The sequence below is a fragment of the Faecalicatena contorta genome, from assembly GCF_022835095.1.
In the GTDB taxonomy this organism is placed as follows: domain Bacteria; phylum Bacillota; class Clostridia; order Lachnospirales; family Lachnospiraceae; genus Faecalicatena; species Faecalicatena contorta.
Genome location: NZ_BQNQ01000001.1, coordinates 1,783,539 through 1,797,029, shown reverse-complemented (window position 1 = coordinate 1,797,029; position 13,491 = coordinate 1,783,539). Strand labels below are relative to the sequence as shown.

Here is a 13,491-nt window from a genome sequence, read left to right as displayed (position 1 = left end):
GAAAGGCCAAAATCAATATTTCTTTGGTTGAATAAGACTTGCCAGTACCTGGTAGAGGTACTCAACATCCACCGGTTTTGTCACAAAGCCATTCATTCCGGCATCAGCCGCAGCATCGGCGTCCTCTTTAAACGTATTCGCAGTCATAGCAATAACAGGAATCTCTGCCGCATCGGCCCGATTCTGGCTGCGAATGGCCCTGCACGCTTCCAGCCCGTCCATGACGGGCATCTGAATATCCATCAGAACCGCCTGATATTCACCCGGGCTGCTTTCCAGGAATAAATCGAGCGCTTGTTTTCCATTCTCTGCCCGCTTCACCGCTGCACCCTGCATCTTCAGCAGCTCAATGGCGATCTCTGCATTTAGGTCATTATCCTCGGCAAGGATAAAATTCATGTGCTCCAGGAAGTGATCGTTCTTCGTCTTTTCCGGTTTTGGCTCCAGCGCCCCAATTGGAAATTCAATAGTGAAATAAAATTCACTGCCCTTTCCTTCCTGGCTGGCAAGCTTCAGTTCACCCCCCATCAGCCTTATGAGCGTCCTGCTGATAGCCAGTCCCAATCCGGTTCCCTGGCTTTTGGAAAAGCTCGTGCCTACCTGTTCAAATGCCTCAAAGATGCGATTCTGATTTGCCTCGGAGATCCCCATACCATTATCAATAACCTGGAATCTATATGCCGCTTTCTTTTCAGAACTCTGCATCTGCGTCACACATACTCTGACCCTTCCGTCCTCAGGGGTAAACTTAAAGGCATTCGAAATCAGGTTAGCAAGCACCTGCTTCAGGCGTACTGAGTCCCCGACAATCACGTCGTCCTGAATCTCCTTCTTCATCCAAAAATCTAATCCCCGCCTTTTTGCTTCCGCCGTCATCATGCTTTCCAATTCATCCAGAATCTGCTCCAAAGAGAACGGCTCGCTTGCCACTGTCATCATACCGCTTTCAATTCTGCTCATATCCAGGATGTCACTGATCAAACTCAGCAGATAACGGGAAGAGGCACGTATCTTGGAAAGATTCTCCCTTACGTTATCCGGTACGCTGTCCATCATACAGGTCAGGTCGCTGATACCGACAATTGCATTCATGGGGGTTCTGATCTCATGACTCATCCTGGACAAAAATTCCCCTTTCGCACGGCTTTCAGCTTCAGCCCGCTCCAGGTTTACCTGCATCTTTGCCGCATGAATACGATAGCGCGCCATGATCAGGATAAAGATGACTACCAGAATAGATATCCCTGCCAGTATGGTTATAAACAGCATAGGATTCGCATAAATCATCTGGCTTGCCGAAAGATGACCTGTGCCTATGGATATCATATTCCGGCTCTCTATCGTCTCCTTCTCATCACTGGTCATTGTGTTAATGGCTTTGTTCATGATCGTCAGCAGCTCTCCCTCAACCGGACTGGGCATTGCAAAACTCATATCATTTTTTTCATTGATCACAGTATTCGGGACGACATTTTTAAACTGATTCGCCTGTATTTCCTGCTCGATTCTTGAAGAAAGGCCATAATAAAAGTCGACTTCTCCGCTATTAACTGCACGCAACGCTTCGGTCACAGTCTCATAGTACTTTACCTTTGATACATGGATGCTGCCAGGCATCACCCGCCCTTTGGTCACTGCCCCGATGAGCCCTTCCGAAGGAAATGTCACAGACTTATTACGTGCTATGATGTCATTCAGAACCGCATACGGCTTTGTTACTGCCAGATTCATCTGGGCGCCTTCGTTATCGGTGCCAAGAAAAGAGCCGAGCATGTCCGCTTTTCCCTGTTTCACCAAGTCCAGTGAATCGCTGTAACTGTCCGCATAAACAAACTCAAACTTCAGCCCGGTAAACTCCTCCACCTTTTTCAGCACATCCGGTATCATGCCGTCGTGCTGGCCGTCATCATCTTCTATGCAATACAGAGGATGCCACTTTTTCAATACAGCTACTGTTACCGTTTTCTTCTGGCTGATGTAATCCAGTTCAGGCTGATTCAAATAAATAGCAGACATTCCGGAATCGGGAAAATTAGCCTCGTAACGCTCCTCGGCAAAATTCGGATTAGAGTCGATAATTTTTGCCATTGCCATATTCAATCCATCAAGAACTTCCTGATTATTCCCTGTTGTCACGATATAGTGGGGCTGTGAATCAAACTTTGCTACCAATCGGAACCTTCCGGAATCTTCTGTACTGTTTCCCAGAAGCATATCCACGCTGCCGTCTTCCAGTAAATGATAAAAATTTCCATTTATATGCTGTTCCCGCGGTAATTCAATCAATTCAGCATTTATTTCGTTGCTGTCCAAAAAAACCTTAAGGCGGCGGATATTCTCAGCCGCATTTTTATATACGCCGATCTTTTTTCCGGACATACTTTTCCAGTCAAAAGCCTTTATACTCTCATCGCCTTTTCTCGCTAAAAGGATAGATTTGCTGTAGCCGGTGTTGTAATCCGGATATGCAAAATATTCTTCCATTCCTTCCAGATAAAAACTGCCGCCCATCAAATCGTATTCACCCGCTAGAAACTCGTCAATCATGGTTTCACCTGTTGTGTCGATATATTCATACTTCCAGCCTGTATACTTGGCGATCTCATTTAGATAATCCACCACGATACCATGCCTCGTTCCATCCTCACTTGTCTCCGTAAATCCTTCCAATTCCGGAAAAGCAACCCGAAGGACACGCTGTTCTGTCTGCTCTTCCGCCTGCACAGGCGCCGCTGAACAAAACAATGCAGCTGCCAACAGCATGATGCAGTTTTTCATTCTCCCCTTCCATAGTATCTTCATATCCCAGAGCTCCTTTTTCATATTGGTTTTGCCGCTTCTGATTATATCATACGTGCCCTGCCGATGCGGCCTGTTCGCAAATACCTTTCCATTCCTCTGCCAGCGTCTATTCCAGTCTCGGCAGAATCTCCCCCAGTACCTCAACAGCCTCATTCAGTCTACTCAGTTCTTCCTGGCTCAGCTTTTCTTCCAGGGAACGAAGAAAATCTTTATTTTTCAGATAATATTCATCTAAATAGGCAGTGGCCTTCGGAGTAAGCCGCAGCCAGATCATCCGCCTGTCATTCTCATGGTACTGCCGTTCTATAAATCCATACTTATCAAGCTTATCCACCAGCTTGGTGACCTGCTGTTTCGGAACCTTCAGCTGCTGTGCCAGCTCCGTCATTGTCACTGTCTCACATTTCCTGACTGTTTCCAGACAGTAGTAAGTCTCCAGGCTCATCTCCCGGTGCAGTGTCTCTTTAAACGGACGCACCAGTTTTGAATGCCAATCCGGCATTACCAAAAGCAGATTTTTAACAAATTGTTCCGAATATTTTTCTTTTTTCATCTTTCTCTCCGTTGACAAATAAAGTTGATCGTGTTATGCTTTTAAATTAGTAAATAAAATATGACTATCATCATTGTTTAATCTTTATTGTACCATCACCAATTTCTAAATTCAAATACTATCCATGCCAAACTAAACAATTAAAGGAGATGACGCTGTTTATGAAAAACTACATACAAAATTTCATTGAAAATGTAAAAGATAAATTTCGTTTCGGTACGCTGAGTTTTATTTTTATTATCGCCTACGTTAATATCTTTCAGCATATCTTTGGTCCTGAAAATTCCATTGTGGGCGTTATCTTTACTATAATGATGTCCGCTTCTATGGTCCGTGATCTGACCGCTACTCCGGTAAGGCATCTGATCCTCCAGTCCGCCGTACTGGTCTGGATCGCACTGGCGGCATGCTGGGTTGTATATCTGCCGATGCCGCTGTCCCTCGTCATTAATTTTATCACACTATTTATGATTTTGTATGCTTTTACTTACGAATATTCCACCCATATGTACTTTCCTTATATTCTTTCCTACCTGTTTCTCATCTTCATCACGCCGGTGGATGCCGCCCATCTGCCAAAAAGACTTGTTGGCATGCTGGTGGGCGCCCTGTCCATTATTCTGTATCAATGGGTCATGGGAAGAAAACGTGTCGCTGAGACTGCACAGGATGTACTCACTGAAATGATAGACGATATCTCAGGTTATATTGCCTGGCTGCTGCTGGAATCGCCTGATAAGCCGGATCTCTCCGATATACGTCACAAGCTGTGCAGCCTGAGCCAGATCGTCTATGACAGAAGAAAAAAAGCACTCTGTATCTCGGACGCCGGTTTCTGCATGGTTGAGGCTGGACGCGGCCTGGAACACCTGCTGGCCTATCTTCAGGAGATTCCACGGAAAACGGTACATTCTGAAAAAAACCTGCTCCAGTATATTCAATCCCAGTTAAAGATGTACCGCGCTTATATAAATGCAGAGACTGCAGACTTGCGGCCGCCAGCCGCCCCTGTCTTGTCCGGCATACATGCAACAGAAACAGCCGGACGCGTAGGGGAACATTTAACCTTTATTTATCAAAAACTGCTGCATATGTCGGACCCGGAGAAAAAGCTGCACTACCGTAAAACGGCTCTTTCTCTGAAAATACAGCTTCAGATGGCTCTGGACTGGAGCCCTGTGCGGGGAATCTATGCACTGCGGGTTGCAATGATCCTGACCTGTGCCACAGCGCTCGTACAGTATTTGGCACTGCCCCACGGAAAATGGCTTCTCTTTACCCTGGCTTCCGTATCACTGCCCTACGCAGACGATGTCCCCCAGAAAATGAGAAAACGTATCATAGCTACAATTGCAGGCGGCCTGATCTCCGTTGTCATCTATTCTCTAGTCCCCTCTCCAGTCGGACGGACCGTTGCAATGATGCTGTCAGGATACCTGTCTTTCTTTTTTGCAGATTACACAGAAACTTATGCATGCTCTACCATCGGAGCACTCGGAGGAGCGGTCTTTATGAACGCATTTGGTTTCCAGGCAGTAACCGAGATGTTCCTGGTCCGCTTCTCGTATATATTGGTTGGTGCGGCTGCGGCATATGTACTGAACTATATGATGTTCCCTTACAGCCGTGACAGAGCGACCCGCGCGCTCTGGAAGAAATATCAGTCCAATATGGAACTGCTGGACAAAATTAAGCACACAGAAAAGCCGGATTCTCAACTATACTATACCCTGGTTATTCTGACTCATCTGCAGGAAGATAAACTCATACGAAATGCGGAGGAAGACCATAAAAATCACGGTTCATCCGGCTCTATGCGCTGGAATCTGGTCAAATCCAGCGATGCATAACTTCCAGCAGCCGTCCGATCTCCAGTGGTTTTGCTACATGCTCGTTCATCCCCGCCTGTTTTGCCCTGTAAGCGTCATCCGCAAATGCGTTGGCCGTCAGAGCAATAATTGGGATCTTCTCTGCATCCGGGCGCTGTCCGTTTTCTGCAAGTTTCCGGATCGCCCTTGCAGCGCCGTAGCCATCCAGCACCGGCATCTGGATATCCATCAAAATGAGGGCAAACTCTCCCGGCATTCCGGCGCAGAAGAGATCCACGGCCTCCTGTCCGTTGGAAGCACATATAACATCCAGCCCATAAGCAGTCAGCAGTTCCTCGGCGATTTCCCGGTTCAGCGCATTGTCCTCCACCAGCAGTATCCTCATATGCCCGGCGAATCCCGCCTCGGGCCCCGGCTGTACCGAAAAATGGGGATATACAGCTCCCTCTTCCTCCTGTGCAAGTTTTAGGAAGATCGTGACAGTAAAACGGGATCCCTTATTTAACTCACTCTCCACCTGGATGTTGCCGTTCATCATCTGTACCAGATTGCGGGTAATAGCCAGTCCCAGGCCAGTTCCCTGAATTCTGCTCACACGGGAATCTTCTGCCCGTTCAAAGGGCAGGAACATCTTGCTTTTAAACGGTTCCGACATGCCTATTCCGTCGTCTTCCACAACAAATTCGTAGCATCCGATCCCATTCCTTCCTGAAAGCTTTTCTTCCAGCCGGACATTGATATGACCGTTTTCATTGGTATACTTTACTGCATTAGAAAGCAGATTAAGCAGAATTTGCTTTACACGCACGGCATCCCCATACACCCAGCAGTGTTTTGGCTGCTTTACACAGGCTGTGTAAGCCAGCTTATGGCTGTCCGCATCGGGGCGGATGATCTCCGACACCTCCTCCAGTACGCCGTCAATCCGAAACTTATCCTCACTGAGCGCTACGCTGCCCGCTTCAATCTTGGACATATCCAGCACTTTATTGATTAATTCGAGAAGATGCCCTCCGGACAGATCGATCTTATTCAGGCAGTCTTCCATCTTTTCCTTATCCTCCATATGATTCTTGGCAATGGTGGTCATGCCCAGAATCGCATTCATCGGAGTTCTGATATCATGGCTCATCTTTGAAAGGAAATCAGACTTCGCCTGGTTTGCCTTATTCAGGGAATCATAAGCTTCTTCCAGTGCGTGCTTAGCCCGTTTTTCTTCCTCATAATATTCCAGTTCCTTCTGTTTTTCTGCACTGATATTACGAAACGCGATGATTGCAGTATCTGGTTTTTCGTTCTCCGCCTTTCTGAGATGCACTTCCATACGCAGCCACAGCTCGGACTGTCTGTTCCGGAATTCCACCTCCATATGCCGGTTCTCTGTTTTTAACTCTCTCAGAAGATTTTCTTTTCTGCAGATATCAGATACCTTATTCCAGTCAGCAAGATTAATTTCCCGCAAAATATAACTGCGGAGCTGGCCGGAATAGGAACCGTTTCTGGGAGGCGCCATTACACTTCCCGCCTCGGGCAGCCGAACCGCATAATAAGTGTCTTCCTCCAGATTCACATAGAAAATACTCACATACACGCCATTGATTGCCTGGAGCGCAGACTGGTTCATGTAGAGGCGTTCACTGTTTTCTGAGAGCTCCGACTTCATCCTATGGATATTATAGAGTGCGCCTACCACGCGGGCCGGCTTTCCATTATCCATCACGAGCCGTCCGTTTGCCCTATACCATAAATAACTGCCAAGACCTGTCCGCGGAGTTGAACAGCGCACCTCAAACACTTCGGTCCGCCCTTTGCATATGTTATCCATTACCATTGGGACATCATCGGGATGCACAATCTCCTGCTCCAGCAGTGCTTTAGAATAATTTTCTATCTCGTTGCGAAGAACCCCCTCGCCCGTGATCGGTTCATAGCTGATAAAACGGTCTGCCTCCATATCGTATTCAAACATGACGGCAGAGCTGACCTCCATGGCCACACGGTACATTTCCTGCTCCCGGTTCAGCTGCTCCTGAAGGATCTTTCTCTGCGTGATATCTATAACAGTGCGCTGCAGGATATTTTCACCTTCAGACGTGGTTCCCACAATCATAGTGGTACCCTGCATCCAGTGGACAGAACCGTCTTTCCAGATAACGCGGTACTCATTATCCTTGTAATCCCCGATTTTATTCAGCCCATAATATATCTCATGCAGAACTTCCCGGTCTTCCGCGCTCACTGCCCCAAGCACACCTTCCTGCCAGTCCCCCATCCCCTCTTCTATACTGTGATATCCCATCAGTAAAACAACGGCCCAGTTAAGAGAAATTAAGCGGTAACTGCCGTCACGGCATTGAACAAAGCGTATAATCCCGCAGGGTACGGTATCGTAGATACTCGTCAGCAGTTCGGTCTGCTCGCGAAGACGCTGGGCATCCTCCTCAGATCCCGTTATATCCAGATACAGGCTGTTGACCATCCAGTTTCCGTCCGCGTCCTGTGCCTTTTTTCCACTGTCAATAATCCACTTCAGACTTCCGTCCTTACACCGGACCCGGTATTTTGTGGAATACTCCAGCCCGCCGTCTTTGAAGGCTTCCGCGCAGTCGGCCAGCGCCTGTTCCAGGTCCGGAGGGTATACTGTCCCCACCGCAGTGCCGCCTGTGGCCTCCATAAACTCCTCCACCGTATAGCCAAACAGGCCGGCCGCCTCCCTGCTCACAAATGCAAAAGAATAGGTATCATCGTCATTGCTGATTTTAAGTCCGCCCGCAATTGAGGACATGATCACTTCCATCTGCCGGTTCTGCTGCTTCTTCTCCTCCTCCAGAGCCAGAAGGCGCTCCTGCACATATTCATAGGACTGTCTGCCGATCTTATCCGGAAACAGTTCCCCCTCCAGCAGTTCCTGGTAGGGATTGGAACAATGGATATGGGAACAGCGCAGCCCCTCATCCGTATCCCGGAATACAAATGTCACCCTCTGATGTGCTTTAAGGTACATCTCGGTATTGGGGTCTGTGGCAATCCACATGCGCCCCATCACCACGTATACATCTTCCACCGGAACAATGACATCATATTCTTCATCCCATATCATGCATTTCGGTATGACCCCGCCGTAATTCAGAAACTGCTTCGTACAGGCTTCCCGGCCTGAGAGGCACTCATCTTCTCCGGTGCCGAGCCAGGAAAACTGGGGAGAAAACAATGCCGTAATCCCCTCCATATCATGATCGCAGTAATGCATGTGCATCATACTGCTGGCCAGGTTTTTCACATCCTCCAAACGTTGATTGTACTCTCTGTCTGTTTTTGTTCTCACGCCGTCTAAACCCGCTTTCTTATTATTTTAACCAGTCCCACATGCGGTATTTCTTTCGCACCTGGCAGGTAATTCGGTTGTTTCTTAATTATACTGAATCCCGGCTTAAAACACAACGAAAATCGCGGTTCAATAACGTCCGCCTTCCTCACAGTACGGACACGTTTTGTTCTTCTGCGTCCTGCTTGCGGCGTCTGCCTGCCATGAGTGTCCTTTTTCGCAGATCCAAAAGACCGGTTTTCTGCTTGTACAGGTCAGGTCATGGGGCTGAAGCGAACCGTTTTTCCTGTAATCCCACTCCCTTACCAGGGCCGGAAAACAAGCTGCCAGCGAATTTTCCCTGCATACCCGGTATCCGGCGCAGTAGGGGCAGCCCTTTTTGCTGCCCACCTCATGCGAGATCCTCCTGCACCATTCATGATGCGGATACTTCGTGCACTGCCACCAGACTTTTTCTCCGGATCCGGCTGAAACATTTTTGGGATGCAGCATTTTATTTTTACCATAATGCCAGCGGGCTGCCACCTCCGGATGCGTCTTATCCAGGCTGTTCCCGCCGCGCACATACCGGCTGCGGCATACAGGACATCTGCTGCCTGCAGTTCTGGCCTGAATCTCCTTTTCCCATTCATGCCCGGCAGAACAGATCCACCATACTTTTTTATTGGATTTCGGCCGCACATCCTTTGGAGTTAGCGGATCGTTTTTCTCATAATTCCATTCAGCCGCAACATGCGGGTATACAGCCTCCAGGTTCTCCCCTTCTGTCGGCCTGCGACCGGAGCAATAAGGGCAGCCCCGCCCCAGAACACTGCGGTTGGATATCTTAGCCTTCCAGGAATGGCCTTTTTCACAGATCCAATAGGCATAGTTGTTATTCGCACAGGATAACTCCCACGGAGAGCCCTCGTTTTTCTCCCAGTCCCATTGTTCCAAAAGCTCCGGTTTTTTTGCAGCCAGGCTGTTCTCCCTTGTGAGCCTTCTGCCGCTGCAGTAGGGGCACCTTCCGCTTTTCACCATCTCTCTGACATTCCGCCTCCACGTATGGCCCTTTTCGCAGCGCCAGCTGACTATTGCGTGGGAGCCTACCGATACGTCATCCGGCGTAAGCCCATCATTGCCTTCGGTATCCCACATCTTCGCAATCCCCGGATTCTGCACTGACAGCCGGTTCTCATTGCTCACTCTGTGCCCGGAACAAAAAGGGCAGCCATAACCGCGGTTGGTCCGTTTATTTGGGGACATTTTCCAGACATGCCCTTTTTCGCACTGCCAAGTATAATCAGTTCCTGCTCCGTATTCCACCATCTCGGGAGTAATCGGCCAGTTCGCCTCCTTATGCCATTCCCCTGCGAGCTCCGGATATCTGGACGCCAGGCTGTTTTTCTTTTTACCTTCCACCAGAAGCGTACGGATATACTGGGCATCGCGGACGACATCCACATCCATCTTTATGTTCATCCCATAATGGCTGTTTATGTATCTCACAATCGCGGACACAACCTCATTCATATACTTATACGAATGGTCAACACTGCAGACAATCTCTCGTTTTGTCTCTTGTTTCTGCTCTTTTGTTCCTTTTGCTTCCCAGTCCCGTTCCCCTGTCTGCTCTCTGACCGTCAGCACCCCGATCCCGATGCTTTGCAGATAGTCCGCTTTACGATTATCATAATCCGCCCGGTCATATATCTCATGGAACACTCCATTATACTCAATCCCCAGCTGAAGGTCCGGTATAAAGACATCCACTTCAAAACAATCGATCACAGCTCTGTTGGTGCATTCCGGGAAAATTTTCTTCATATAATAATAAATCACCTGTTCCGGGAAAGAAGTTTTCCCCTGCTTTTTGCAAACCGGACAGCCCTGTGCATGCTGCGTCCTGTTTGACACAAACGCCCGCCACCTATGCGTGGGGTTAAAGCTGCACTGCCAGTAAACCTTCTTCCCGCTGAATGGATGTATTTCTTCCGGTTTCAGGTCATTTTTTTCATAATCCCATTCCCGTGCAATCCCCGGAAACAGCGCCTGCAAATTATACTCTTCACTTACCAGCTCTCCCCGGCAGTAGCAGCATCCCTTAAAATCCCCCTGCTCATTCGGGCTCTTATACCAGCTGTGCCCGCGATCACATTTCCACCAGAATTTCTTACCCGAACCGGGAAGCACCTGATCCGGGGTCCTCTCATTCTTCTCATAATCCCAGCACTTTGCCAGCTCCGGATAAATCCGTTCCAGATTATACTCCTCCGATACCCGCCTGTGAGAACAATAAGGGCAGTCCGTATACTTACACCTATTACGCCATGCAGGAGGAGCTGTCCACGTATGCCCCCGCCCGCACCTCCAGGAAACCGCCTCTCTGGAACTACTCGGCACCTCCTCTGGAGAAAGCCCATTCACCTCATAATCCCACTGTTCAAGCACCTCTTCCCGCCCATGCCTCTTACAATAATCATAAAAAGATATTCTCATATGTATTCTCCTAAAAACACTAATAAAATAAGTATAACATAAAGTGAAAATTTGGAAAACTTACCTATTTCTTACTGGTCAATTGTATAACCCCTCAATTCAATCCGCCTTCCCCGCCACTTTCCGCTGCTCCGCCTCCCGCCCGGACGCACCAGCGTTATAGAAACCCAAACGGAAGCCCCCCCCCCCCGGAACATGATATCGGGGGCTGGAAGAGCGTAGGCACGGCTGTAAGCTGGAGCTGAGAAAAAAAGCAGAAAAACCGGGGTGATTTTTGTGATACCGAGTCACAAAAATCCCTGACCCCAGCGCGTGAAGCCATCCAGGCTTCACGTGATGTGTCCAGGTTACCCCGATTTTTCTGTTTTTCTGCTTTTTTACTCTACTCCAGCTTACAGCCGTGCCTACGCTTTTTCAGCCCCCTATATCATGTTCCGTAGGGTGTCTTCCGTTATGGGCTTCTATAAAGCGTCCACCCTCCCAAAGCTTTTAAGGAACCCCACCTTATCGATGGCCTTCACTCCCATCCACCAATTTGCGCTGATTGCAAATTCTTTTGCGTATTTCTCCCCCAGATCAAACCAGCTCCATGTGATATCCCATACTCCGCCCGGATTACGCGTATCTATCAGATAATCCAGCTCTTTCTCTACGATTTCTTCGTTTCCTTTATACAATGGACTGTTTGGCGACTCGATAAATTCCGACGGCCTAGGTGTGTACATTGCCCACTTTTCCGGGTTCCGCTCAATTCTGCTATTAGAAGCCTCTCCCATTTTCTCCAGAAGCCTCCCGCATTCCAGATCCGGAAACAGGCCTTTCTGCAACACATCTATCAAAAGCACGCACATGCCGCCGGCCCCCATTTCTCCAAAATCTTCCGTGGATTCCGCTTTTTTAAGAAGCTGTTCTGTATACTTCAGCGCCTTATTATATACAGATGTCTCCGGTTCTGCGTAATGCAGAATGAAAGAGCAAAGGCCTGCAGTGATTCCCAGGCTCTGCAGTTTGTTTTCTTTTTCACTGAATGTCCACCATGGCGCATGAGGGTAATTGTCACTGGATGGGATTGAGAAAAACCATCCGTCTTCATCGCTGTAAACCCCGCTGTCCAGATAACGTAAGATTCCCTGAACCATAGGGTGATCCGTGCCTGCATGCTCCATTAACTCTATTTTTCTAAGCGTAATAGCTGCTGTCATTGTAGCGTAGGGAGAAGATTCCGGGTTCCAGCCGTCGGGTTCTACCGCGTTTCCAAATCCGCCGTCCTCATTCTGATAATATGACAGTTCCTCTGCAACCGCCTCCCGCGTCCCGTCTTCATGAAAATAATTCCACAGGGCCATCTCCAGTGGTCTTGCGTTTCTGTGAAACCATGTACGTATTTCCTGATAATCTTTTTGTTTGAGCGTCTTCATCATCCTATTCCTCCATCAGTCTTTTACAGAAATATTATCAGAATCAGGCCTGTCCGTATTGTAAAAAAACGACATGGTCATTGGTTTTTTATGGCAATTTTCTTAGCCCCCTCCGGGTTTGTACCGTGAAAACGCCTGAATTCCTTTAATAGATGCGCCTGGTCTGTGTACCCGTAACGGTATACTGCGTTCTGCGCGTTAAATGACTCCGACGTCACGATCTCCCGCCATACATTCTGGTAACGCACCAGGCTGGCAATCTTTTTCGGAGGCATGCCTATCTTCTGCAGAAACAGGCGCTCGATCTGTCTCTGGCTGACCGCACTGTACTCACAGATATCCCGGACAGCCACCGCGCCCGATGCAGACAATATTCGTTGTATCGAATTGAGCAGATCTGAATTTTCCTCTGCCTTTTCCAGCTTCTGCAGCAAAAATGCCTCCACATATGCTATCCGCTCTTCCACCTCCGTCAGATAAAAGAACGGGTCAAAGAGCCGGCCCCAGCCTTCTCCCAGAGCCTCCAGCTCCGTTGTCTGATTACACGCATCTTTCAGATTCATAGAAAAGAAAAAACTGGCGGCCCAAAAGTGAAAACGAATGGCAAAACTGCTGACTATGTCCGTATCTTCCCGTGACTGTGCCAGAAACGGCTTGTCCTGTATCCCGCACAAATAACCGGTAATCTTCTGGCTGGTATGGTTTACATTTACAATAATATCCATACAGGTATCCGGTATCACCAGCACCTCCCTGCTGCTTCCTTTATAATTGTGACAGCTATTCTGTCTGCCGTCTATAGGTATGTAATCCCCCTCCGTCCAGTAACATGCCACATAAGGTGACAGGGAAACGCATGGACTGTACTCTCTGTAAGTATCGTCCGCTAAAAAAGGACGGGCGGTCAGCGGACGGTATATATTGTGAAATGTCAGCATACATGATCTCCTCTCCATGTCTCGTTTTATAAGCTACTTAACTTTAACATACCCTAAAATGTTATACAAGCGGTCTCCTCCTGCTGATTCTCTTGTGACACAAGATATTGATACTATTCACGTCCTATGGACCGTGCATAGTATCAAT

The 13,491-nt window shown here is 48.3% G+C and carries 7 protein-coding genes; 1 reads left to right on the top strand and 6 read right to left on the bottom strand.

Annotated features, from left to right (window positions below; translation table 11 throughout):
• Positions 1-12: 12 nt before the first annotated feature.
• Together MWG26_RS07975 and MWG26_RS07970 are read right to left on the bottom strand one after the other, a co-directional pair.
• On the bottom strand, positions 13-2,802 hold the full coding sequence (locus tag MWG26_RS07975; RefSeq protein ID WP_240285663.1) for an ATP-binding protein: 2,790 nt from the start codon (positions 2,800-2,802) through the stop codon (positions 13-15).
• A gap of 106 nt (positions 2,803-2,908) precedes the next feature.
• The gene (locus MWG26_RS07970; protein ID WP_025655483.1) at positions 2,909-3,355 is read right to left on the bottom strand and encodes a MarR family winged helix-turn-helix transcriptional regulator; all 447 of its coding nucleotides are present in this window, start codon (positions 3,353-3,355) and stop codon (positions 2,909-2,911) included.
• A gap of 161 nt (positions 3,356-3,516) precedes the next feature.
• On the opposite strand from MWG26_RS07970, the gene MWG26_RS07965 reads away from it, so the two are divergent.
• The gene (locus tag MWG26_RS07965; RefSeq protein WP_117440951.1) at positions 3,517-5,205 is read left to right on the top strand and encodes an FUSC family protein; all 1,689 of its coding nucleotides are present in this window, start codon (positions 3,517-3,519) and stop codon (positions 5,203-5,205) included.
• Here MWG26_RS07965 and MWG26_RS07960 read toward each other — a convergent pair.
• From MWG26_RS07960 to MWG26_RS07945, 4 genes are all read right to left on the bottom strand, one after another.
• Positions 5,186-8,509: a PAS domain-containing protein gene (locus tag MWG26_RS07960; protein ID WP_240285662.1), complete on the bottom strand. Its 3,324-nt coding sequence runs from the start codon at positions 8,507-8,509 to the stop codon at positions 5,186-5,188. The two genes, MWG26_RS07965 and MWG26_RS07960, sit on opposite strands and share 20 nt — an antisense overlap.
• A gap of 129 nt (positions 8,510-8,638) precedes the next feature.
• Positions 8,639-10,987, bottom strand: a complete 2,349-nt coding sequence (locus tag MWG26_RS07955; RefSeq protein ID WP_025655481.1) for a zinc-ribbon domain-containing protein — start codon at positions 10,985-10,987, stop codon at positions 8,639-8,641.
• A gap of 461 nt (positions 10,988-11,448) precedes the next feature.
• Complete coding sequence (locus MWG26_RS07950) at positions 11,449-12,408, bottom strand: hypothetical protein (RefSeq protein ID WP_240285661.1); 960 nt, start codon at positions 12,406-12,408, stop codon at positions 11,449-11,451.
• 74 nt (positions 12,409-12,482) lie between these two features.
• Positions 12,483-13,343, bottom strand: coding sequence for a helix-turn-helix domain-containing protein (locus MWG26_RS07945; protein ID WP_025655479.1), 861 nt, complete (start codon positions 13,341-13,343; stop codon positions 12,483-12,485).
• Positions 13,344-13,491 lie beyond the last annotated feature (148 nt).